The 23,447-nt window shown below is 64.1% G+C and carries 18 protein-coding genes and 1 pseudogene; 18 read left to right on the top strand and 1 reads right to left on the bottom strand.

All coding sequences use genetic code 11. From position 1 onward, the window contains the following. Positions 1–78: 78 nt before the first annotated feature. The 7 genes from HRU76_14910 to HRU76_14880 all read left to right on the top strand — a co-directional run bounded on the left by HRU76_14910 (position 79) and on the right by HRU76_14880 (position 10,147). Entirely contained in the window at positions 79–1,011 is a 933-nt protein-coding gene (locus HRU76_14910) for an FHA domain-containing protein (protein QOJ18795.1), read from the top strand. Positions 1,012–1,166: 155 nt separating this feature from the next. After that, entirely contained in the window at positions 1,167–1,817 is a 651-nt protein-coding gene (locus HRU76_14905) for a hypothetical protein (GenBank protein ID QOJ18794.1), read from the top strand. A gap of 208 nt (positions 1,818–2,025) precedes the next feature. Beyond that, complete coding sequence (locus HRU76_14900; GenBank protein ID QOJ18793.1) at positions 2,026–2,577, top strand: hypothetical protein; 552 nt, start codon at positions 2,026–2,028, stop codon at positions 2,575–2,577. A gap of 351 nt (positions 2,578–2,928) precedes the next feature. After that, complete coding sequence (locus tag HRU76_14895; protein QOJ18792.1) at positions 2,929–5,808, top strand: right-handed parallel beta-helix repeat-containing protein; 2,880 nt, start codon at positions 2,929–2,931, stop codon at positions 5,806–5,808. Positions 5,809–6,013: 205 nt separating this feature from the next. Continuing rightward, the gene (locus HRU76_14890; protein QOJ18791.1) at positions 6,014–7,348 is read left to right on the top strand and encodes an oligosaccharide flippase family protein; all 1,335 of its coding nucleotides are present in this window, start codon (positions 6,014–6,016) and stop codon (positions 7,346–7,348) included. 7 nt (positions 7,349–7,355) lie between these two features. Beyond that, complete coding sequence (locus HRU76_14885) at positions 7,356–9,212, top strand: hypothetical protein (GenBank protein QOJ18790.1); 1,857 nt, start codon at positions 7,356–7,358, stop codon at positions 9,210–9,212. Between the two features lie 5 nt (positions 9,213–9,217). Continuing rightward, positions 9,218–10,147, top strand: a complete 930-nt coding sequence (locus HRU76_14880) for a sulfotransferase (protein ID QOJ18789.1) — start codon at positions 9,218–9,220, stop codon at positions 10,145–10,147. Between the two features lie 348 nt (positions 10,148–10,495). On the opposite strand, the pseudogene HRU76_14875 reads toward HRU76_14880, so the two are convergent. Then, positions 10,496–11,244, bottom strand: a pseudogene (locus HRU76_14875) (IS5 family transposase). 72 nt (positions 11,245–11,316) lie between these two features. Here HRU76_14875 and HRU76_14870 point away from each other — a divergent pair. From HRU76_14870 to HRU76_14820, 11 genes are all read left to right on the top strand, one after another. After that, entirely contained in the window at positions 11,317–11,910 is a 594-nt protein-coding gene (locus HRU76_14870; GenBank protein ID QOJ18788.1) for a sulfotransferase, read from the top strand. Continuing rightward, positions 11,907–13,037, top strand: a complete 1,131-nt coding sequence (locus HRU76_14865) for a glycosyltransferase family 4 protein (protein ID QOJ18787.1) — start codon at positions 11,907–11,909, stop codon at positions 13,035–13,037. The genes HRU76_14870 and HRU76_14865 overlap by 4 nt, the downstream gene beginning before the upstream one ends. Then, entirely contained in the window at positions 13,034–14,428 is a 1,395-nt protein-coding gene (locus tag HRU76_14860) for an O-antigen ligase domain-containing protein (protein ID QOJ18786.1), read from the top strand. Before HRU76_14865 ends, HRU76_14860 begins: the two co-directional genes overlap by 4 nt. A 116-nt stretch (positions 14,429–14,544) precedes the next feature. After that, positions 14,545–15,444 (top strand): hypothetical protein, encoded by a 900-nt coding sequence (locus HRU76_14855; protein QOJ18785.1) that lies wholly within the window; start codon positions 14,545–14,547, stop codon positions 15,442–15,444. A gap of 16 nt (positions 15,445–15,460) precedes the next feature. Then, complete coding sequence (locus HRU76_14850) at positions 15,461–16,411, top strand: sulfotransferase (protein ID QOJ19207.1); 951 nt, start codon at positions 15,461–15,463, stop codon at positions 16,409–16,411. 40 nt (positions 16,412–16,451) lie between these two features. Then, positions 16,452–18,254 (top strand): hypothetical protein, encoded by a 1,803-nt coding sequence (locus HRU76_14845; protein ID QOJ18784.1) that lies wholly within the window; start codon positions 16,452–16,454, stop codon positions 18,252–18,254. After that, positions 18,251–19,222, top strand: a complete 972-nt coding sequence (locus HRU76_14840) for a glycosyltransferase family 2 protein (GenBank protein QOJ18783.1) — start codon at positions 18,251–18,253, stop codon at positions 19,220–19,222. The genes HRU76_14845 and HRU76_14840 overlap by 4 nt, the downstream gene beginning before the upstream one ends. After that, complete coding sequence (locus tag HRU76_14835; GenBank protein QOJ18782.1) at positions 19,219–20,121, top strand: sulfotransferase; 903 nt, start codon at positions 19,219–19,221, stop codon at positions 20,119–20,121. The genes HRU76_14840 and HRU76_14835 overlap by 4 nt, the downstream gene beginning before the upstream one ends. Further along, complete coding sequence (locus HRU76_14830) at positions 20,118–21,188, top strand: glycosyltransferase (protein ID QOJ18781.1); 1,071 nt, start codon at positions 20,118–20,120, stop codon at positions 21,186–21,188. The genes HRU76_14835 and HRU76_14830 overlap by 4 nt, the downstream gene beginning before the upstream one ends. After that, complete coding sequence (locus HRU76_14825; GenBank protein ID QOJ18780.1) at positions 21,185–22,453, top strand: glycosyltransferase family 4 protein; 1,269 nt, start codon at positions 21,185–21,187, stop codon at positions 22,451–22,453. The genes HRU76_14830 and HRU76_14825 overlap by 4 nt, the downstream gene beginning before the upstream one ends. Continuing rightward, positions 22,450–23,421 carry a GHMP kinase gene (locus tag HRU76_14820; GenBank protein ID QOJ18779.1) on the top strand — a complete coding sequence of 324 codons (972 nt, stop codon included), beginning with the start codon at positions 22,450–22,452 and terminating at the stop codon, positions 23,419–23,421. Before HRU76_14825 ends, HRU76_14820 begins: the two co-directional genes overlap by 4 nt. The last annotated feature ends 26 nt before the right edge of the window (positions 23,422–23,447 follow it).

Below are 23,447 nucleotides of genomic sequence, written 5' to 3'. Positions count from 1 at the left end.
CTGCCCACGGCTGCTTCAGGGCCTTGCCGCAGGGACTTGGTATAGTGCTTGGTCGCGGCAGTCCTGAGCAGAGCGATCATGTTCGGTGAAGGCGTGAGGGAACAGGGTGAACAGCCGCGCGACTCCGGAGTGGGCGACGTGGGTCCATCGGCGGCCATCTTGCACGTCCAGCGCGTGGGGGGCAGACGACGCCGGCAGGTTGAACTCGGCGCCATGCCCCTGACGATCGGGCGATCCTCCGAGAACGCCCTGGTGCTGCGACATGGTGACGTCAGTCGTCGCCACTGCGTGGTGGAGCCATGTCCAGAGGGCTTTCGGCTGAACGATCTGGGTTCACGCTTCGGAACGCTGGTGAACGGTGAACGTGTCGCGATGCGACTTCTGAGTGACTCGGACCGCATCAGGATCGGACCCTATGAACTGATCGTGTCGCTGGTTGGGGAGGCGTCCACACCTGCGCCGACGGCCTCCGCTCATGGTGGTGGAGCGGTTGGGCCTCCGAGCGGGTTCGCGCCCTCGGACGCTCCGGCCCAATCCGGAAATCACAGGAACGCGGTTCCTTCTCCCGCAGGGGGCGATGCTCAATCCATTGACCCATTGAAGGAAGCGCTGCAGGAAGCCCTGCTGCGGATTCGGCATCTTGAACGGGAGCAGTCGCTGCTTCGACGGCGCATCGCCGATCGCTCCACGCCGAGAAACGCTTCGGATCCCGACACGAGCGATGCGAGGGTTACCGCTGGCGATTCCAGCGGGAGCAGGGATGAACGGACGCCGGCCGCGTCGATCCCGACATCACCCCCCAACCCGCTTGTCGCGGCGATGACCTCGCCGACGCAGGTCGCTGGGGCGGATCACGCTCAGGAACCTCTGCCCGCCGCCCCGTCCCGATCTGGGCTGAGAGACGATTCCTGGGCGGATCGCGACTACCTCTCGTGGCTCGTGGTGGGGGTCTGCGCGATTGGGCTGGTCCTGGCACTGGTTCTGGGTGCGATGCATCTGCTCGACCGATAACTCGCAGAGTCGTTCTCGTGCATGTCTTCCATGGTTGCTGGCGGGGTGACGCCGGTTTTGTCGCGTTGAGAGATGCAGGGCTCTTATGGAGCTGCTCTGGCACAGGGTGGCGTTTGGGTCGGTCCGGTTGTTGAACCGTGGGTCGGGGGTGATGCATGCATCTTGAACCGGGTGAACAGGTCATTGGCGTTTGGGATCAGCACTCATCGATTGCCCGTGCGGTTGCGCCCCTTGTCGCCTCAATGGGCTACACCGCCAAGGTTCTGACCAACCTGCGGAACGGTGGCGCCGATGACGTTGACGACGATGTGGGATGCTTGCTTGGGTGCGTGAATCCAAGCCATGCCGGGTGGGATCAAGTTGCCGAAATCCTGGAAGTGGGTGAGCATCATTGCCTGCCGGTGATCCTCGTCACCGAGCCGATCAGGGTGGAAACCGCGGTTCTGGCCATGCGTCGAGGGGCGTTCGGCGTCGTCGAAACGCCAGTGGAATCCGACTGGCTGAAGGAGTTGATCCGGGAAGCGATGGCCGAGCGCGCGTCATTTGAGCGATTGGCCGCGATGCGGCAGGCGCTTCAGACCCGCCGATCGCTCCTATCCAGACGCGAGCAGGAAGTTCTGGAGTTGCTCGTGGCCGGTCTGCGGACCAAGGAGATCGCTTACCGGCTTGGCATCACCACCAAGACCGTGGAAACCCACCGTTCGCGTGTCTTCGCCAAGATGCAGGCCCGGAGCTGTGTGGAACTGCTGCGATTGGAGCTGATGTCGCGGGGGATTCTGAAGGACGAGGTTCCAAGGATGGTCTGATAACTCGCGCATCCCGGCGTGGGTTGGGCGACCGGAATCGGCATGGTCAATACGAAACCCGCACCACTTTCGAGCCGATTCCCTGTGGCGGCCTGAACCGGGCTGCGTAGAGTAATCAACGGAAGAACATCCGCGTCGGGACGCGAGCCGTGGGACCCGCAAGGGAAGGCCCGCCAACCGAAAGGAACCGACGCCGGGGAGATTGGGAATGCTGTGGGACCGCGGGGCGGTGCTGGAAGAGGCCGCCCCATACCAGATTGTCGATGAATCCCGACCTGGGATGTGGATGGTGCTGCAGACGCGCGCCCGTCAGGAAAAGGCGATCGCTCGTCAACTCACCGCCCGTCACGTGGACTTCGTCCTTCCCCTGGTGCCACGGGTTTCCCTGGTCCGGGGCCGCAAGTTCACCTCGCAGGTACCGCTGTTTCCGGGATACGTCTTCCTGTGCGGCCAGCGTGAGGATGCATACCACGCCATCACCACCAAGCGTGTGTGCCGCATCATTGATGTTCCCGACCAGACGACATTCCTGCACGAACTGAACCAGATCGTCCAGGCCCTCGACGCCGGGGCGCCGCTGGATCTGCACCCCTTCGCCGTCGAAGGACGGCGCTGCCGCATCATCCGCGGGCCGTTCATGGGGCTGGAGGGCGTCGTGATCCAGCGGAAATCCATGATGCGCCTGGTGATGCAGATTGGAATCCTTGGCCGAGGCGCCGCGCTTGAAATCGACGCGGACTTCCTCGAGCCGATCGACTGACACGCCGACCTTGATTGTCGGAACCCACGACCACGATTGTCGACAGGGTTGCCGCGGAGAAACAAGCTCCCGGCGACCACGGATCTTGCGGCCAATCGCTGTGCGAAGAACATTCGCGCAGTTGACAGGGGCGAAGCCCGCGCAGGCCAGGGCGAAGACGCCGTGATCGAGCAGCCAACAGCATTCGCACCTGTAAGGCCTGGGTAATCAGTGACGGATGAGAGAATCTGGCGAACCTCTGACGCCTCGGAAATGTCCGCCGTCGTTTGCCACACATCTGAAGATATGCGACCCGTTGACAGTGACGGCCCGATCCCGGCCCGTCATCCGCTTGCACACGGGAGCATTGTCATGACGCCGCGTTTCAGGGAAGAACCTGCCGATCAGTTGACGTCGAATCCCGTGTCGCCGCGCTCGACGTGGCGCCGCGTGCGCGATCAGTTTCACCGGGTCCGTCTGGGCCTCGCCGGCGCCGCTGCGGCGGTGGTCGTGGCGATGAGTGCGTGGTCGCCGGCGTCCGCCGCGATGCGTCCCGGCGCCTCGACGGACCTGCGCATCCTCCGCGTGAACGTGGATGACCCGCTCTCGGTGGCGATGATGAACGAGAACGGCCGGGCATCTCTGGCCGCCCGCCTGATCAGTGAGGCGGTCGCGCAGATGCCCGATGATGGGGCCGGGGCGACCACCGCCGTCCGCGTGATGGGCGCTCCGCTGGCGCATGGCCGTCTGACGGAGCAGAGCCGCCAGGTGATCCGGGCGGCGTTGCCCGCCGGCGCCGACGCCGCGGCGATTTATGAAAAGTCCTTCGCCAACGTGCTGGTGCGCACGCTCGACGGACTTCGCGAGCGATATCCGGCCGCGAAACTGAGCGTTTTCGGGCTGCCGCTTGATTCCGATGGCGGCTACTCGTTCAACCATCAGGCGGTGAACGCCCGCTATGCGGACGTGATCGACCGGATGGACGCCTTCGTCTCAGGACGTTCCTTCCTGCTCACCGGAGCGGACGCGATGGATGATCTGCGCATCCGCGAGGCGCTGCCCGAGACGCTGAACATGGCCGGTGACCGCCCCATCTTCGTGCAGCGAAACGGCTCGTGGTCAGGCCTGACAGCTTCGACCGCCGGAATGAGCGCCGGAGCCATGACCGATGGCGAACAGCGCATCGATCCTGCGGCGGTGGCCTCCTCCGTCAGTTCCACCGGCGTGACCGTGACCATTCGCGCCAGGCGCGACATGTACAGCACCCCGAAGGGGCAACTGCTCCAGGTGGGCGATCGAGGCGTGCTTGCGAACGACCTGCACAGCGAGAACCGGCGGCTCTTCGCCGAACTGGTGACGCCTCCCGTGAATGGCCGGATCATCCTGCGGTGGGATGGCACCTTCGCATATCGACCGAACCCCGGATTCACGGGCGTCGACCGATTCGAGTACAAGACCTACGACTGGCGCCGCGACCCCGTGGCGACCGCATGGGCGGTGGTGGGCGTGACGGAAATCGATGGAGGAGGGAGCGGCGGGAGCGGTGGGGGAAGCGGCGGCGGCTCCGGTGGGGGTGGAAGCGGCGGAGGAGGCGGGGGTGGCGGCAGCTGGGATCCCTGGGCCAACCTTCACGACATCACCGGGCTGCCCATGACCCAGGACGGCTGGACTGACTTCCTGGCCATGTTCCAGCATCCCGACCGCTACAACGACGCCCGCATCATCTACGTCTCCAGTTCCGAGGGCAGCGACGCCACGGGCACCGTCTACGGCAAGGGTCACGCGGCGGTGGGCCCCGATCCGTTCAACCCGGTTGGATCCGTGCGACCGTACAAGACCATCGCCGCGGCCTACAACATGCTGCGGGACGGATACCCGGACCTGATGCTGCTCAAGCGCGGCGACGTGTGGGTCAATGAGGTGTTGGCCGGCAACTGGCGCAAGTCAGGTCGAAGCGCGGAGGAAATGCTGATCGTCGGCTCATATGGTCCATTGACGGCTCGGCCGCGACTTGAGACCCCGGCCAATGGAACAGCACTGGGAGCAGCTGGAACCGATCTGCGGCAGCACTTCGCCTTCATCGGTCTGCACCTGGAGCCGCACAACCGTGGACCGACTGATGTGGCCAGGGGCGTCCGATGGCTCGGCAACCTTCACAATCTGATCTTCGAGGATTGTTATTTCCGAAACTTCGGGACAAACATCACATTCGATTCCTACCAGGGAACTCGCTTCGCTCAGGTCTCTCTTCGCCGCAGCATCGTGAGCGATTCCTGGGCGACTGGCGCGCATTCGCAGGGGCTGTTCGCTTCGTATGTCGACGGACTTCTGGTGGAGGAATGCGTGTTTGACCACAACGGATGGAACCCGGAGATGGGCGCCAACGCCACGACGTTCAATCACGGCATCTACTCGACAACCAAGAATGCCAACGTGGTCATCAGGGGTAGCATCTTCGCGCGATCATCTGCCAGCGGGGTTCAGGCCAGGTCCGGGGGAGTCGTTGATGACAACATGTTCGTTGATAACTGCGCTTCCGTCAACCTTGGCTACGGAGGCGGTCCGACATCCGATCCCAACGGCGTCGTTGTCCACGCCAGACGGAATGCCGTGGTGGAACCGGCGGACCGGGGCTTCGGTTCGTGGGGAATGGCGATCGGCAACATCTCGGCAGTCGCGACATCTGTGGTTGAACACAACTTGGTGATCGCGTCATCGCCAATCAACGGTAACGCCGTGATTATCGGTGGGTTTGATGGCTACGGAATTCACAACCTTCGGCTGGCCGACAATACGCTGCTCGGCGGCTGGAACAAGTTCCTGCGGGCTCCCGGTACTCCCGGCGAAAACCTCAATAACATCGTAATCACCTCCAATGTGATCCAGGCCTCGCAATCGAACGCGCTGTTGCTTGAGCTTCGTGACGCCCCTTGGAATGAGGAGTTGGATTTCGAAGGCAACGTCTACTACCGCCCTGGCTCGACCAACGGCTGGATCAAGGATCGATCGGGGACGTTCAGCGTCGCCTCGTGGCGCACCTACGCGGCGGAACCCACGGCTGAATCGCGGCAGGTGACGTTCGTTGACGCGACCCGCACGCTGGGAACCTACAACGCCACGCTTTCGGCCCAGGCGACGCTGGAGGGCTTCCTGACGGAAGCGCGCAAACAGTCCCGAGCTAATTGGCGGCCCGCCTACACCGGGGCTGCGGCGTCGGCGTACCTGCGCGAGGGTTTCACGCCCGCTCAGTAACGTTTTACGGCGCAAGCACCCGGTTCGCCGGTCCCGGATTGCCCCGTGAATGGCGGCAGTGTGACGAAACCAGAGACGTCATGACGTGCGTTATGCCGCATTTCATGCGGCATCCGCACCATCGACGCCGGACACGCTCCAACCCACCGCTGACTGCGTGACCACCACGATCGCCCCATCGCCGCCGGCTGATCCAGCGCTCCCTGTGACCGACGCCGGCCTGGAGCATTCGCATCGCATCGCGAATCTGCGCGGCAAGACCGTCGCCGCCACCGCCTGGACCATGGGCGGCCACGGCGCCCAGCAGGTGCTGCGGCTGGGTGGGAATCTCATCCTCACCCGCCTTCTGACGGCGGATGTGTTCGGCCTGATGACGCTGGTGCAGGTCTCGATTCGGGCCGTGTCGTTCTTCTCCGACCTGGGCGTCAACCAGAGCATCATCCGCGACAAGCGGGGCGATGACCGGCGCTTCCTGGACACGTCGTGGACGATCCAGATCATCCGCGGCAACGTCATCTGGCTGCTGGCGGCTCTGGCGGCGTGGCCGGCGTCGCTCATCTACGACACCCCGGAACTGCTGTACCTCATCCCGATCTCCGCGCTTTCCGCGATCATCGCCGGGTTCAACTCCACCAAGCTGGCGACGCTGAACCGGCGCCTGGCGCTGGGGCGTCTGACATTGCTCGACACGCTCACCCAGGCGGCGGGGCTGATGGTCATGGTCGGCATCGCTCTGTACAGTCCCACCGTGTGGGCGCTCATCGCCGGCGGCTTCGTCTCCAGTATCGGCAAGCTCTGGATCAGTCACTATGTACTCCCCGGTGATCGTAACCGTTTCTGCTGGCACCGGGAATCGGTGCAGGAACTGGTCCGGTTCGGACGCTGGGTGGCGGTCAGCACCGCGTGCGCATTCCTGCTCCAGCAGGGGGACAAACTCATCATGGGAGCGCTGGTTGATCGCTCTACGCTCGGCGTGTACGCCGTTGCGTACCTGCTCTCTCAGGCGGTGCTGGAGGCGCAGCGCACCCTGGGCCCCCGCGTGCTCCTGCCCGTCTACACCCAGCTGCTTCACCACCCCACCCCGACGTTGCGGCGCAAGGTGCTGAAACTACGGATTATTCTGCTGCTTCTCTTCGTGACGCCGCTCTTGGTCATGACGCTCTGGGGTCAGCAGATCGTCAAGGCGCTCTATACCGAGCCCTACCACGATGCCGGGTGGATGCTGCAGATTCTGGCGGCAGGGAACATCGGGTCCGCCATCAATCTCTCCGCCGGGGGGGTGGTGCTCGCCTCTGGTGATTCGTTCCGCTACATGATCCTGCAGGTCAGCCGGGGCGTGATGATGATTGCCGGCATGGCCATCGGCTTCGCCTTCGGCGGTCCGATCGGGCTGCTGGTCGGCATGGGCGCCTCATACTGGCTGAACTATCCGTTCCTGGTCTGGGCCATCCGGCGCCACGGCGTCTGGCTGCCGGGGCTTGACGCCGCCGTGTTCGCGTTTTCGACGGTGGTTGCAGCGATAGCATACACTCTTCGGTGAAACACGTATGAGCGATATTCTGATCGCGTTTGGTCCGATGGCGACCGAAGAGAATGTTCATTCACTCCTGTCACGCGGCCCGGGAGTATGGGCAGAGGGAGTGCGGACGTTTCGGTTCTCGTGGGGAGTCGTCGGAGTGCGCCCTCCAAAGATCGGAGGGTATGAACCGATTCAGGACGATAGTGGTGTAACGGCAGTGGTGGGGCGACCACGATTGATGGGCCGTGACCACGAAATGTCGGGATCCGGTTTTGTTCGAGCAATAATGCCAATAGTAACAAACCAATCATGTGGTGCGGAAGCACTCTACGACATGCTAACTGGCATGTTTGTGCTAGCGCAGGCCGACTCGTCCGGCATTCAATTGCTGACAGATCGCATGGGATTTCGGCCGGTCTATTACTGCCAGAGAGCGATCGGCACGAGGTTGGAGGATGTTGCTGCGATTTCTGATCTTACCGATGCGTTTGATATCGTCTCGCTCGGCGAGCTGGTTGTTCATAACGTGATTACCTTCCCGTATACATCTCGTCGTGGAATTACAGAGCTTCCGCCGGCCTCCGTGGTGGATGTATCGCCGTCCGGCGCGATTCGGCGGACACGGACGATCTGGGAGCCGTGCGAGCCCGATGGATTTGGAGATGATTCGCAAGTGGAAGAAGATTTGGAGATCGCATTGCGGTTCGCCGGTGAAGATATTACACGAGGCGCGAATCGTGTCGGCGTGACGCTGAGTGGCGGCCAGGACTCACGAGCCGTGTTAGGAGTCATCCCGAAGGATCGTGTAGCAGCATGTCTGACATATTGCACGCGAGAAAACCGGGAAACCGATGTGGCAAGGCAAGTGGCGAAGGCGTTCGGCTTGCGCCAAGTACTGGTGCGTCGAAGTGATGAGTTCTATGCCGACCTTCTGGTTTCCGGCACGTCGCTCCTTGGTACGGAGGTTCGCGCCAATGCGCACGGGTTGTGCCTCTTGAACGCAGGCATCGCAGACGACTACGATCTGATCGTTGGCGGGCAACTTTCTGACACCCTGTTGAAAGATCATTTCATGCCCGTTGATGAATATGAGCGTCTGAGACCGAAAACCTTCGGTGAAAGGGTACGGGCGGCGGCACGGTTGATGATGCGCCGAAGCGCCGTGCGGGGAGCGCCGCCAAGCTGCACGCGTGGACGTGACGTGCTGGAGATGGTGCTGGAAGACGAGGTGCGGGACGAAGTGGCGTCAAGACGCGCCAGACGCCTCGAGGAGGTTGCAAAGATCAGGCCCCATTCCGCGAGGGAATGGCAGCGATTCTGGCCTGTGAGCCGGCAGGACGATTGCTCGCATTCACTTGGTAACTCGCGAATCGTGTCGTGGGATGTGCTCTTCATGCACACCAAGGTGATCGAGGTGGCATGCCGCATCCCGCCGCGGCTGCGATGTGATGGAGAGCTTGCCTTGCGAGTCTTCTCGCGACTCTATGGCCCATCGGCGTCGATTGTGAATGCGAACACCGGCCTTCCGATGGATGCGACGCCAGCGCAAGTGCGTGCGGCCAGGGCGGCACGGTCACGTAATAAAGCCATCAAGAACGCTTTCATGCGTTTAGAACCTTCCGACGCCCCATGGAACGATGTTCAAGGGAGCTGGGTGGACTCTGAGAAGCTGCAGAAGCTCAGCCGACGCTGGGGATTATACCGGGGACGCCTCGTGGATTCGGCCGCAATCGACGTGCTGCGGCCAGTGCTCAAACGCGATGTGAGGGCCATGGTGTCGAAGTACGATGATACTTTACCGCCTACCGTCAACCACATGGTGATGCAGCTCATGCTGGTGATCGACGGCGTGCTCTCTCGCCGCCCGAGTATGGCGGCGTCGTAGCGATCATGCCCGGACGGTTGGACATTGCGTGGTGGCTCAAGCGCAAGAGGCGTGAGGCGTATCAGCGCTCACTCATGGCGCGGGGGTGGTACGATCCTCATGCGCGAAGCGAGGCGGATGCGATCTTCATCGGCGGGTGCGGGCGCTCTGGCACCACGCTCTTTAAGCAACTGTTGAACCGTCACTCGCGGCTGGCGTGCGGCCCCGAAACATCGTTATACGGCCTGCCGTTCAACCCCGCGAACATCGGACCGTACTGGGACATACCGGTAAGGGAACTGGAGCGCCGGGCCCGGGCTCACCGCAATTTGATCACGTTCGCGGACGAGTTTTACGAAGAGTTTCTGCGTGTCGAGGGGAAGAAGCGCTGGGCGGACAAGACCCCCAACAATGTTCGCGTGGTGATGAAGCTGCTCACGTGGTATCCGCGTGGGCGGTTCATCCATGTCATCCGTGACGGGCGGGACACCGTGTGCTCTCTTCGTCACCATCCCAAGGAAAAGGTGGTCAATGGGCGAATTGTGCCGGTAAAGGTCAACAACCCGATCGCCAAGTGTGCTCAGCGCTGGGTTGACGACACGTCTGACGGCTTGGCGCTCAGATCGCATCCGCGCTGCCTGGAGGTGCGGTACGAGGAGTTGGTGGCTGAACCTGAGCAATGTGTTCGGCGCGTCTGCGACTTCCTGGGCGAGCCGTACGAACCCGCCATGCTGGAGCCATCGGCGACGCCCAAGAGCTCGGCTCGGACAGCACAGGTGCTCAACAATCCTAATGCCGATAATCGGATCTCTCCCCAAAGTGTGGGTCGGTGGCGGAAGGAACTCTCACCCGATGAGCGTCGGGAGTTTGTGAGCGTGGCGGGCGAGTTGCTCATCGCGCTGGGGTACGTCACGGACCATTCGTGGATGCACGAGCCGATGGAACCCGGGGCATGACAGGGCGCCTTCCGGATTTCGTTTGCATCGGTGGAATGCGCTGCGGCTCGACAACGCTCTGGGAGATGCTTCGGAGGCATCGTGGGATTTTTCTCCCCGAAACCAAGGAACTGCACTACTTTGACCGCGAGGGGCGTCGCGACGGAATCGACGATGAGGCCTCGTATCGCGCGTGCTTCGCAGGCGCCGCATCGGGACAGGTGTGCGGAGAGTGCACGCCCAGCTACCTGACTCGTGAGCGGGTGTGTGATCGCATGGCGCGGCTTAGAGACTGTTTCAGAACAGTAGATGCCTGGACTTGATCGACTTGATCCGCGAGCAGACGAGCATCGCGGCGGCGAGGTCATGGAAGGCCTGGAATTGTTCGTTCCAGCGTTCGTAGCACAGGCGGAGGCGTCGGAAGTGGCTGAAGCACGCCAGCGTCCGCTCGACCACGTACCGCAGCACGCCCAGGCCGCTGCCGTGGGTGTCGTCGGTGCGCGGGGCGAGCATGCTGTGGATGCGTTGGCCTTCGACGTGCGCGATCATTTCCCGGGTTCCGTACGCGCGATCGCCGATGATCGCCTCCGGGTTGCGCCGCGGGCGCCCACGCGGACCCTGCACCGCAGGACGCGCCGCCAGCAGCGCGGGCAGTTGCCTCTGGTCGGGCACGTTGGCGGGCGTGGTCTGCACCACCAGGGGGGTGCCTCGGGCATCGGTCAGCACATGGCGTTTGCAGCCCTGTTTGCCGCGGTCCGTCGGGTTGGGGCCGGTGTGCGCCCCCCTTGGACGGCCCGCACCGACTGCGAATCGACCACGACATGCTGGAGGTCGATGCCATCGAGTTTCCCCAGGCGATTGAGCAACGCCCGATGCACCTGCGCCCACACGCCCGCCCTGGTCCACTCGCTGAAACGCCGCCAGCAGGACGAGCCGCTGACGCCGAAGGCGTCGGTCGGCACCGCCTGCCACGGCACGCCGTAGCGGAGCACGAAGATGATGCCCCGCAGCGCCCGCTTGTTGTCCACCGGCGGCCGGCCCGTCCGGGCCCGCGACACCGGGGGCAGCAATGGTTCGATCTCTTCCCACAACGCTTCCGGGAGCAGTTCCGCCGCCATGATCGTGCCTCCCTGCACTTGTGCTGACGACGCTCTTCATCGGTCGAGACTCATGTTCTGAAACAGTCTCTTATGCCAAGGGTCAGACTGCTGGTCATCCTGCGGGATCCGGTGAAGCGCGCCTGGTCGCATTACGGTCTACGGGTGCGACAGGGACGGGAGTCAAGGTCGTTCGAGCGGGCGATTCGTGCTGAAAGGGCGGAAGAATCGGACTGGGTGCGGGCGTACATCGGATGGAGTCGCTATGCCGAGCACCTGGGACGATTCGAGGAAGCATTCGGGCGCGAGTCGCTGCATGTGCTGTTCCTCGAAGAGTTGGTGAAGGAACCGGCGCGAGTACTGGAGGGTGTATGGCGGCACCTCGGAGTGCCGACCGATGCGGAAGCAACTCGTGAGGCGCCGCCCAAGAGTAACGCGATGGTGATGCCGCGGTCGGTGGCGATGTATTCGTTGACGCGGCGGATCGCCACCATGACACGCTCGCCCAACCCCATGCTGAGGGTGATCGGGCGGGTGGCTCGATCATCGTGCAGGCGGAACCTCCGGGCTGGGGACACGCGCCTTCCAGAATCGGCGGCGGGGCTGTTGCGCGAACTCTTCTACGAGGATGATTTGAGATTATCGGCGTGGCTCGGACGGGAGCTTCCCTGGGCAAAGTCGACATGAACCGGTCGCTGAGGATCAACTGGGTTTTCCCACGTCCGAACCTGTCGGGCGGCGTCAAGTCGAATCGCCTGCTGGCGGAGGCCATGGTGCGCCGTGGGCATGAGGTGACGTTGATCCACCCCACCCGCAAGGAACGCCAGCGGTACGCCCTGGGGTATCGTCTGCGCCGCATGGGCGAGCAGATGCTCCGCGGCGTGACCGGCTCGAACCAGTCGTCCCGTCATCACCTCGAGCGATCGACGGCGGCGATCCGAGTCATTGACGGTGACATCGTCACTGAGGCGGATGTTCCCGACGCGGACGTGACGATCGCCACGTGGTGGCGAACCCGTGAATGGATCGAGCCGTGGTCCGCGGCCAAGGGCGTCAAGGCCTACTGCATCCGCCATTACGAAGTGCATGGCGGGGACGCGGAGCGCGTCAAGGCGACCTATCGCCTGCCGGGGCCCAAGTTCGTCATCGCCCGATGGCTGCAGCGGCTGATGGCCGAGGAGTTCGGCGATCCGCACGCCGTGCTCGTGCCGAACGGGGTCGATCGATCGCAGTTTCATGCGCCGGAGCGAACCAAGGGGCGCGTTCCCACGGTGGGAATGCTGTATGGGCGGCAGGCATGGAAGGGTGCGGTGACGGCGTTCGAGGCCATCCGCATCCTCCAGCGGCGCGATCCGTCGATCCGGGTCAGCAGTTTCGGGCGCGAGTCGGTGGCGAGGCATCATCGGCCTCCAGCCAACTACGAGTTGCATCGCCGGCCTTCGCAGCGGGAGATCCCACGTCTGTACGCCATGGCCGACTGCTGGGTTGTCCCCTCGGTCTCCGAGGGGTTCGGCATGCCGGGCATTGAGGCGGCCGCCTGTCGCTGCCCGCTGGTGGTGACGCGCTGCGGCGGGCCGGAGGACTTCGTGGAAGAAGGGTGGAATGGTCATCTGGTTCCGGTGGAGGATCCCGAAGCCATGGCCGAGGCGATCGGGCGCATCCTGGCCTTGTCTGATCAGGCGTGGCGCGACATGAGCCAGGCCAGTTACGAAATGTCGCTGCGTTTCGACTGGGACCGCTCGGCGGAGATTCTGGAGACGGCGCTGCTCCGTCAAGTAGGCCATCTGGCTGATGGGATGAAGGACCACGCGTGAGCGCCACGATCACCATTGCGCTCTTCGGCATCATCCCCGTAGCGATGCTCATCGTCGCCTGCGTGCGGGGGCCCGCCGGGATCATTGCGGCGTACCTGGCGGGTTGGCTGCTGCTGCCGCCGATCGGCGGTTATAACCTGCCGGGGTTGCCGCCCTACACCAAGCACGCGGCGGTCACGATCGCGGTGTTGCTGTCGATGATCGTGTTTCGACCCAACGTACTGCTGTCGTATCGCCCTCGATGGTTCGACCTACCCATGGTGGTGTGGTGCGTGGCGCCGTTCTTCAGTTCAATCTACAACGGATTGGGGGTCTACGACGGGCTTTCATCCATCTACGGTCAGTTGACTCTGTGGGGGTTTCCGTACCTGATCGGCCGAACGGCATTCGCCGACCCGGCTTCCGCCCGCGTGCTGGCGATCGGTCTGTTCGTGGGGGGGTTGGTCTACATTCTGCCCTGTCTGTGGGAGATTCGCATGAGCCCCCAGCTCAACCGCTGGGTGTATGGCGAGCACGCGAGCAAGTTCCACATGACGCAGCGGCTTGGGGGCTACCGCCCTGTTGTGTTCATGAAGCACGGCATCGAACTGGGGATGTGGATGACCGCCGCCTCGCTGACCGGTCTGTGGCTGTGGCTGGCTGGCGACGTGAAGCGCGTGTTCAACATGCCCATCAAGTGGGCGGCGCTGGGATTGCTCGTGGTCACGATCATGTGCCGTTCGCTTGGCTCGCTCGCGCTGTTGGCTCTGGGCGTGGCCGGGTTGCTGGCCGCCCGGGCTCATCCGGCGGGCCGCATGGTGCTGGTGGCGCTGGTTCTGCTCACGCCGCTCTACATTTCGGCGCGCATCTCGGATGCGTGGCATGGCGAGGAGTTGCTTCAAATCTCGGAAGCGATTGACCCGGCGCGGGCGGTTTCGCTCCAGGGGCGCCTGGACGGCGAGGAGGCGGTGCTGGAACGGGCGCGCCAGCGGCCCCTGTTCGGATGGGGAGGTCACGACGGCGGCCGCGCCCATGCGGACGATGGCGACCTGCTGGCCGTGGACGGCATGTGGGTCATCTACTTCGGAAAGTTCGGGCTGTTGGGCGTGGTCTCGCTGTATGTCGCCATGCTGCTCCAGCCGCTGCTTCTGCTGATGGGACTGTCCCGCCCCCGCGAGGTGGTGATGCATCCGGCAGCGCCGCTCGCCGTGATCGTGACGCTCTTCGCCCTCAACTCCCTGATGAACGGGTTCCCCTGTCCGATCTTCATCGTCGGGCTTGGTGCGGTGGCCGCGGCTTCCAGGTGGAAGGGCTCCGACCTGGCGGCGGCGGTCGCGACACGGATTTCCGGTGAATCACCGTTGGGTTTGGCGGTTCGACCTCGCATCGCGAAGGTTGAACGGATCGCCTGATCCGATCCGAGGACTGAGCTCTGAACACGGAACAACGTCAAGCATCGATGGCTGAGCCGCGGAGCGACCGCTCCGGTGGCCACGGGGTATCGCCAACCCGTGGCGGCCCGATCCTCGTGACCGGTTCGCATCGCGGCGGGACGACGTGGGTTGGCAAGACCCTGGCCCTCGCGCCGCGCCTGACGTATTGCCATGAACCGCTGAACCCGAACATCGATGACGGCGTGCGCTTCCATCGAATCGGCGTTCCGTACTGGTTCATGCACCTTGACGAAACGAACGGTGCGGAGTGGGCGGCCCGCCTTGATCGAGTGATTCACGGCCGCGCCGCTCGCGGCTCGCTGCTTCCGTCGCTGCGATCCATTCAAGGAGCCCGATCCTGGACAGGGGATTTTCGCCGATCCCTGATCTCCCGTGTTCGTGGTAGTCGAGTCGTGGTGAAGGATCCCTTCTCGGTGTTCTCCGCGCCGTGGATGGCATCGCGGTACGGCATGAGCGTCATCGTGATGATTCGTCACCCCGCCGCCTTCGTCGCCAGCATCGTGCGCAAGGACTGGCGGTTCGACTTCGACAACTTCCTGAGCCAGTCGCGGCTGATGGAGCGATACCTTGAACCACTCCGCGGGGAGATTCTTCAGGCGAAGGGGTCGAGCGATCCGTTGCTTCAGGCCTCGGTGCTCTGGAAGGCCATCTACCTCGGGGTGTGCGATCATCAGATGAGACATCCGGAGTGGTTCTTTCCCCGGCATGAGGACTTCGCCAGGAACGCGATGATTTCGTTCGAGAATCTTTTCGGTCAGCTCGGCATATCCATGACGGATGCGCTTCGCCGCCGGGTCAATCGGAACTGCATGGGGTCTGATGGAGGAGGACGATCGCGATCGTGGTGGCAGCGCGAGAGCGTCGGAACCGTGGACACGTGGAAGTCCATGCTGTCCTGTGATCAGATCAGTCAGATTCGACGTCTGGTGGAGCCGATCTCAGGAAAGTGGTATGACGATGCCTCCTGGGCATGAGAATGCGCCGCCAGTGATGATTCCCTCGCGTCGGGATGACACCGCTTTCCTGGTCGGCGCCGAGCGTTCCGGCACCACGGTGCTGCGGCTGATGCTTGCTCACCATCCGCTGCTGGCGTGGCAGAACGAGTTTGAGTTCGCGGTCGATCTCATCTCATCGGATGGAGGTCTTCCAGACCTGGGGCGATATCGCCAGTGGCTGTCGACTCACCGCATCTTCCTCGCCACGCGTTTCACCATCGACCGGACGCTGGACTATGCGGGACTCATGCGCAGCTTCCTGGAACAGCGGCGCATCAGGGAGGGAAAGCCCTTTGTCGGCGCCACCGTGCATCGTCACTTCGACCGAGTGCTGCGGATCTGGCCGGAGGCGCGGTTCATCCATCTGGTGCGCGACCCGCGCGACGTCACACGTTCCGTGATCGCCATGGGTTGGGCCGGGAACTTCTGGACGGGCGTGCGCAATTGGATGGAAGCGGAGTTGCTCTGGGACCATCTGTGCATGGTTGTGCCGCCGGAGCGACGGTGCGAAGTTCGATACGAGGAGCTGCTGGCCGATCCTGAGCGAGTGCTGTCGGGCATCTGCGTATTTCTCGGAGCGGCGTATGACCCCGCCATGCTTTCGTATCCCCAGCACACCACTTATGACCCCCCTGACCCGACTCTGGCCTACCAGTGGAAGCGAAAACTTTCGCGGCTTCAGATTCGCCTGGTCGAAAGCCGGATCGGCGAGTTGTTGACGCGACGAGGGTACGAGTCGAGCGGGCTTCCGCCGTTGACTGTCGGGGTCATGCGCCGGATGGGGCTTCGCGTCCAGGATCGGGTGTCACGATCGACGTTCCGTCTTCGACGGTTCGGCGTGGGCTTGACGCTGGCTCATGCCGTGTCGAGTCGAGTGGGTCCGGCGTCATGGCACCGGGCGTGCGTGGAGCGCATCAACGCAATCAAGCAGGCGCAACTGAAGTGAACGGCGTACCTCGTCTGGTCTGTCGCCCCAGAGTTTCAGCATGCAGATTCTCCTGACAGTCACACACCCGAACGACCTGATGCTGCAGCGGGTTGAATCCGTCACGCGATCCTGCGCCGATGTCTGGCCCCAGTTGGACCAGTCAACACTTGTGTTCCATCGCGGGCGGGAGGTCGCTGTCGTGAGTATGGCTGGGCGGGGAGCAGTCAGCCGCTCGATCAAGGTTCACGAGGGTGTTGCGGTGGCGCTGGATGGCCTTGCGTTCGCACGCGGTCGAGCGCTCGGACCGACTGATCTGGTGCATGAGGAGCTTGGAACAGCGGGTTCGCCCGTCGAGGGTGTTCATTTCATCATCCGGGCTGTGTTGGATTCGGGCGAGACACAGGTCGTGACCGATCCCCTGGGAATGAAGATGGCCTTCGCCGCCCAGGTCGGGCCATCGTGGATTGTCGCCAATAACGCCCTGGTTCTGATGCGCCTTCTCGGCTCGCCCCGGTGGAACCTGGACGGGGTGCGGCTGCTCATGGCATTCGCCAGCACGGGACACGGACGTTCGCTGATCGAAGGGATTCGCATCATCCCCTGCGGACACCGGTGGTCATGGTCGCCTGACCAGCCCGCTCCTCGTGAGGAGCGTTTCTTCGGGATGGATGATCTGGCGAAGGTGCGTCCCGTCGGGGTGACGCGCGACGAAATCGGCGCGGTGTGCGACGCGATGCAGGCCCAGATCATCGCGGCCGCCTCCACTGGGCGTCCGCTGCGGGCCCCCATCACGGGCGGGCGGGATTCCCGCGTATTGGCGGCCCTGGTGGCGAAGGCCGGTGTCGAGTGCGATTTCTTCACCGCGGCTGCGAAGGGCTCGGCGGAGGAGCGTGTGGCGGTCGATGTCGCCCGCGTGCTGGGGGTGCGGCACCGGGTGCATCATCCGCGTCCCACGGAAGTCGTCGAACGCTGGAGTGAACTGTCGAGACGGTTGCTGCTTCAGAATGACGGGTACGTCAACGTTTGGCAGATCGGCAACGCCGCCGCACAGGATGAGGCGGACGGCCCCAGAGCGATCGTACTCGGCGGACATGGAGGTGAACTCTCTCGATATCCATATGGCAACGTGGTTGACTTCCTGCCCGGGGGGTTGTCTATCTCCAGTATCCGACAATGGCTTGGTTCGCGGGCTATTGACGCCTATGACGGGTTGGTTCGGTCAGAGGCGGTCGACTGGACGCGGTCGTACGTGCGCCGCACCGTCGATGAACTGCACCAGTCTGGTTGGGATTTGCGCAACATCGCGGAGTGTATAGCGCACTACGAACGTCAGCGAACCCGTGACGCCTCGGCCATCCGGCCTGGGTACCCGGTCCGCGACATGCTGCTGCCGTACTACACGCGGTCATATACGCGCCTGTCGTTCAAGGCGTCGCTGTGGGATCGGTACCTGAGCCGGGTGCATGAGCGGATGCTGGACATCGTGGCTCCAGAGGTTCGGCGTGTGCCGTACAGCCAGTTGCCGAAGTGGTGGCACAGGCCGCTCAAGGACGTCGCGTCCCGCGCCAATCGCCTGCTGCACTGGGATCGGCTGCGCAAGAAGAAGGTCCGCACATCGCCTCAGCAGGGATGGTTCGCGGCGATGATGCCTCATATTCGAGAGACATGCATGGATGCGTCGTCCTCACGACTGTGGGACGTGATCGATCGATCCGTGTTCGAGCGTTTCACGTCGCCGGCTGAGCAGGATCGCCTCGCGGTGCGGGCGGATGGCATTCTGAGGGTGTATTCGTTCTTCGAGTACGCCCGGCTGGCCGGGATTGAACAGCCGGGTTCGTCGGAAGTGCTTCGGGCCGCATGATGTCGCTGGCGATCGTCATTCTCAACTATCGCACTCCGGCGTACGTGACCGACTGCCTTCAATCACTGGCTGCCGAGCGGGATGCCGGGGCGTCGTTCTCCGCTGTCGTGGTGGACAACGCCTCGGGCGATGATTCGGCGGATCGCATCGAGGAGGCCATTCGAGCCAGGGGGTGGTCGGCGTGGGCTCGGGTGGTTCGATCCCCGCGCAATGGGGGGTTCTCCGCGGGCAATAACGTGGGGATGCACGCCGTCCAGGCCGAGGCGTATCTGCTGCTCAACAGCGACACCCTGGTGCGTTCCGGCGCCATCGACCGGCTGGTGCGCGAGATGCGTGAGCACCCCGACGCGGGATTGATCGGGCCGGGGCTGGAGTGGCCCGATGGCAAGCGACAGAACAGCGCCTTCAACTTTCCGACGCCGCTCACCGAGTTTCTGCGAGTGGCCGGAACGGGCGCCTTTGACCGGCTGCTGAGACGTCACGTCACCGCGATGCCGCTGGCCCAGGTGCCGCCGGAGGTGGACTGGGTGAGTTTCGCGGCGGTGCTGATCCCGCGGGCGGTGATCGAACAAGTCGGTCCGATGGATGAGGGGTACTTCATGTACTTCGAGGACATCGACTACGCCAGGCGCGTCCGAAGCGCCGGATGGAAGGTGCGCTACTGTCCGGAGGCGCGCATCGTGCATCTGCGGGGCGGCTCGTCGCCCGTCAAGTCGCTGGCGGCGGAGCGCAAGCCGCTGCCGGCGTACTGGTACGCGGCGCGGGCGCGATACTTCGCCAAGTTCTACGGCCGGATGGGGCTGTGGCTGGCGAACCTGTGCTGGCTGCTGGGGCGCTGCGTGTCGCGCTGCCGGGAGATTCTGGAGCGGCGCGGGTCGCACATTCCACAGGGACAGCTGCGGGCCATCTGGCGGCATGCCTGGAGGCCGCTGGCCTCGCCGGCGGCTTCCGAGGGAGGGGCCGCATGACGGCGCGGCTGCCCGATTTCATCATCATCGGCGCCATGAAGTGCGCCACCAGCACGCTTCACGACCAACTGGCGCGTCAGCCCGGCGTCTTCATGTCCACGCCCAAGGAGCCCTGCTTCTTCAGTGATGACGAGGTCTACGCACGCGGGATGGACTGGTACACGGAGCTGTTCGATGATGCGCCGCGCGGCGCGGTATGCGGCGAATCGAGCACGCATTACACGAAACTTCCCACGCACCCACATGCAGTCGATCGGATCGCCCGGCACGTGCCGCATGCGCGGTTCATCTATGTCATGCGGCAGCCGATCGACCGGCTCATTTCGCAGTATGTTCATGAATGGTCGATGCGGAACGTCTCCGGCTCGATCGACGAGGCGGTGGAGACGTTTCCTCCGCTTGTCGAATACGGCCGATATGCCATGCAACTGGCTCCGTATCTGGAGCAGTTCGGCGCCGATCGCGTACTGCCGGTGTTCTTCGAACGTCTCACCGCCGATCCCCAGCGGGAACTGGAACGGGTGGCGCGGTTCATCGGGCTGCAAGCCGTCGTGACGTGGGACGAGAACCTGGGGCGGCGCAACGCCGGATCGGAACGGATGCGCCGCAGCCCGCTGCGCGACGCGATCCTCGACCTGCCGCTTCTCAAGCAGGCCAGGCGAGCGCTGGTTCCCCGGTCGCTGCGCGATCGACTGAAGAGACGTTGGATGTTGCGCGAGAAGCCCGTCCTGTCGCCGACAGTGCATGATCAACTGCTGCGAGCATACGACAAGGAGCTGCGGCAATTGGGGCACTGGCTGGGGCGGACGCTGACATGCGCCACCTGGAGCGACGTCGTTCGCGGCGAATCACCGGAATGGATCAGACGCGATCTCGTGAGGGAGCGGGTGACGGCATGACCGTTGCGTTTACCCATCGGGTCGGCGCCGTGGTCATCGGGCGCAACGAGGGTGAACGGCTGATCCGGTGCCTGTGCTCGCTGGTGGGGCGGGTGGAGCATGTCGTGTATGTCGATTCCGGATCGACCGACGACAGCGTGCAGGCGGCGAAGTCGCTGGGCGTTTCGACCGTGACGCTGGATCTGTCGCAGCCGTTCACCGCCGCGCGGGCGCGAAACCGGGGCGTGGCGGAACTGCGGTCGATGGGCGTGCAGCCGGACTTCGTGCAGTTTGTCGACGGCGACTGCGAGGTTGACGAGAACTGGATCGGTCGTGGCGTGGCCGCCCTGGAAGCCGATCCGCGCGTCGCGGTGGTGTGCGGCCGCCGACGCGAGCGCTTTCCTGAAGCATCGAAGTACAACCGGCTGTGCGACCTGGAGTGGGATACCCCGCCCGGCGAGGTCCGCTCCTGCGGCGGCGACGCCATGATGCGGCTCGGGGCGTTTGATGAAGTGGGAGGGTATGACTCGACGCTGATCGCGGGCGAGGAGCCGGAGTTGTGCGTGCGGCTGCGCCGGGCCGAGTGGCGCATCCTGCGACTGGACGCGGAGATGACTCTTCACGACGCCGCCATGACGCGGTTCGGGCAGTGGTGGCGACGATCCGTCCGGGCGGGGCACGCCTATGCCGAAGGCGCCTGGATGCACGGCCGATCACCCCAGCGCCATAACGTGCGCGAAGTACGGTCGATCCTGAAGTGGGCGCTGTTCATTCCGGCGGCCACGGCGGCGTTGGTCTGGCCAGCAGGGGGGTGGGGACTGCTGTTGCTGTCGCTGTATCCGCTGCAGTGGTGGAGGATCTTCGTCGGCCAGCGGCGGCGCGGCCGGACGGCCGCTCAGTCGCGGCTGTACGCCACGTTCACGATGCTCGGCAAGTTCGCCCAGTTGAGGGGCATGGTCGGCTTCGCCTGGAATCGGCTGCGCGGGCGACGGATGCGGCTGATCGAGTACAAGGGGGCTGCGGTTCGATCCGCGACAGCATCGACAAACCTGCCGGCCGCGCGGCCGCACGAGGTGACTGGTTCATGATTCACTACATGACCACGCAGGGGATCGGCAACGCCTGGGTGGCGAACGAGCTTCGAATCGTGACCAGGGCGGGAATTCCGGTTCGACTGCACGCTCTGCGGGGTTCCGGTCGTCGGCTGTTCTCATCGGAATGGGCGGCCGACATGGATCGTTCGACGCGTGTTCTCTATCCGATCCGCCCGCTGGCGATGGTCGTCTCGTTGCTCCTCGCCCCGATGCTGTTCGGCGCTCGGTTTTTGACCGCGATGGCCAACGCGTTGTTCGGGCAGCGGGAGAACAACCGAACGCGCGTGGCCTCGCTGGGCCACCTGCTGGCGGCGATCCACTGGGCTCGCGGATTGCGACGCGATCCCGTCACGCACATTCACTCGCAGTGGATTCACTCCGGCGGCACGGTGGCGATGTACGGGGCGTGGCTGCTGGGCGTGCCGTTCAGTTTCACGGGACACGCGACGGATCTGTTCCGTGATCGCTGCGCCCTGCGTGACAAGATCCGGCGAGCCAGGTTCATCATCTGCATCAGCGAGTTTCACCGGCGGTTCTTCCTGGAGCAGGGCGCCAGGCCGGAGCAGCTCCACGTGGCCTACTGCGGAATCGACGTGGATCGCATGGCTCCGCGGAATACTCCACGCCGCGATGGTCCATTTCATATTCTCTCGACGGGTCGGCTGGTCGAGAAGAAGGGATTCGAGCATCTGATCGACGCCTGCGCCATCCTCACACGGCGCGGACGGGACTTCCGCTGCACCATCGGGGGCAGCGGCGAGCTGCGTGAGTCGCTCGAAGAGCGGATCCGTCTCCAAGGTCTGAGTGACCGGGTACGGGTGACCGGCGAGGAACTGCGACAGGAAGACATTCCCGCATTCATGCACACCGGCGACGCCTACGTACTGGCCTGCGTGTGGGCCAGGGATGGCGACGTTGATGGGCTGCCCCAGATGACCATGGAGGCCATGGCCTGCGGGCTGCCAGCCGTCACCACGCGGCTTGTCGGGAATCCCGACCTGGTCATTCACGAACAGACTGGGCTGCTCGTATCGCCAGGCAACGCGGAAGAACTGGCGGACGCCATCCAACGCCTGATGGATGATCCCGTCCTCGCCGAACGTCTGGCCAAGGCGGGTCGCGAGTGGATTCGTGAGCGGTTCGACATCGAGCGGTGCCTCGAGCCGCTCATTTCGCAGTTCCGCCGCGTGCTGGCGGACGCATCGCAGGAAGCGATCCCCGCGGCGACGGCGGGGGCGGGAGCGGAAGGGACTTCATGATCATCTCACAGACGCCTTACCGGGTCTCGTTCGCCGGCGGCGGCACCGATCTGCCTGCGTTCTACCGGCAGGAGTCCGGGGCGGTGTTGTCCGTGGCGGTGCGCAAGCACATGTACGTGGCGCTCTCGCGCCGGTTCGAGCCATCGGTGCGCGTGGCGTATTCGAAGACCGAGATCGCGTCGACGCGGGATGAGGTGCAGCACACCATCGTCAAGGCCGCCCTGGAACTGGTGGACCTTGGTCCGCACATGGAGATCGTGACGATCGGCGACGTGCCGGCGGGTACGGGCATGGGCTCGTCAAGCACGCTGACGGTCGGGCTGCTCAACGCCCTCTACGCCTTCAAGGGGCAGATCCGCTCGGCCAAGTCGCTGGCGGAGGAAGCGTGCCGCATCGAGATTGACGTTCTCGGCAAGCCGATTGGTAAGCAGGACCAGTACGCTGCCGCCTTCGGCGGACTGAACTACATCCGCTTCAATCCCGACGAGTCGGTGGACGTCCAGCCGGTGCCCACCGCCGCGGAGACGCTGGCGGAACTGGAGCGACGGATCATCGTGCTCTACACCGAGAAGAAGCGCGACGCCGACACGATCCTGCAGAAGCAGTCGGACGGCACCGCCGACCGCATGCGCGTGCTGCGTGACATGCGCGACCTGGCCAGCGAGATGCGCGGCGTCATCGCGGGGCGCGCCAATCTCGACGAGTTCGCGCGACTGCTCCACGTGGGATGGGAACTGAAACGCTCGCTTGGTTTCGGCATTTCGGATGACTCGATCGACCAGGCGTACGAAGCGGCACGCCGCGCGGGGGCGCAGGGCGGCAAACTGCTCGGCGCGGGCGGCGGGGGGTTCCTGCTGCTGATCGCCCCGCCCGAGCGACACGCCGCCATCCGCGAGGCGCTCGGCAATCCGCGCGACCTGGCCTTCGGCATCGACCGGCTGGGAAGCCGGATTATTTTCATCAGTTGAGAAACTCGGGAGCAAGGACGAACCAT

This window comes from Phycisphaeraceae bacterium, from assembly GCA_015709595.1.
Classification (GTDB): domain Bacteria; phylum Planctomycetota; class Phycisphaerae; order Phycisphaerales; family SM1A02; genus CAADGA01.
Note: the sequence above shows the minus strand (reverse complement) of the source record. Positions and strands in the feature narration are given on the sequence as shown.

What these genes read in the sequence shown, in the direction of transcription:
- HRU76_14830 (QOJ18781.1), top strand. Translation starts at nt 20,118, where the DNA reads ATGACCGTTGCGTTTACCCATCGGGTCGGCGCCGTGGTCATCGGGCGC.
- HRU76_14865 (QOJ18787.1), top strand. Translation starts at nt 11,907, where the DNA reads ATGAACCGGTCGCTGAGGATCAACTGGGTTTTCCCACGTCCGAACCTG.
- HRU76_14850 (QOJ19207.1), top strand. Translation starts at nt 15,461, where the DNA reads ATGATTCCCTCGCGTCGGGATGACACCGCTTTCCTGGTCGGCGCCGAG.
- HRU76_14910 (QOJ18795.1), top strand. Translation starts at nt 79, where the DNA reads ATGTTCGGTGAAGGCGTGAGGGAACAGGGTGAACAGCCGCGCGACTCC.
- HRU76_14885 (QOJ18790.1), top strand. Translation starts at nt 7,356, where the DNA reads ATGAGCGATATTCTGATCGCGTTTGGTCCGATGGCGACCGAAGAGAAT.
- HRU76_14820 (QOJ18779.1), top strand. Translation starts at nt 22,450, where the DNA reads ATGATCATCTCACAGACGCCTTACCGGGTCTCGTTCGCCGGCGGCGGC.
- HRU76_14840 (QOJ18783.1), top strand. Translation starts at nt 18,251, where the DNA reads ATGATGTCGCTGGCGATCGTCATTCTCAACTATCGCACTCCGGCGTAC.
- HRU76_14845 (QOJ18784.1), top strand. Translation starts at nt 16,452, where the DNA reads ATGCAGATTCTCCTGACAGTCACACACCCGAACGACCTGATGCTGCAG.
- HRU76_14900 (QOJ18793.1), top strand. Translation starts at nt 2,026, where the DNA reads ATGCTGTGGGACCGCGGGGCGGTGCTGGAAGAGGCCGCCCCATACCAG.
- HRU76_14905 (QOJ18794.1), top strand. Translation starts at nt 1,167, where the DNA reads ATGCATCTTGAACCGGGTGAACAGGTCATTGGCGTTTGGGATCAGCAC.
- HRU76_14870 (QOJ18788.1), top strand. Translation starts at nt 11,317, where the DNA reads ATGCCAAGGGTCAGACTGCTGGTCATCCTGCGGGATCCGGTGAAGCGC.
- HRU76_14825 (QOJ18780.1), top strand. Translation starts at nt 21,185, where the DNA reads ATGATTCACTACATGACCACGCAGGGGATCGGCAACGCCTGGGTGGCG.
- HRU76_14880 (QOJ18789.1), top strand. Translation starts at nt 9,218, where the DNA reads ATGCCCGGACGGTTGGACATTGCGTGGTGGCTCAAGCGCAAGAGGCGT.
- HRU76_14835 (QOJ18782.1), top strand. Translation starts at nt 19,219, where the DNA reads ATGACGGCGCGGCTGCCCGATTTCATCATCATCGGCGCCATGAAGTGC.
- HRU76_14895 (QOJ18792.1), top strand. Translation starts at nt 2,929, where the DNA reads ATGACGCCGCGTTTCAGGGAAGAACCTGCCGATCAGTTGACGTCGAAT.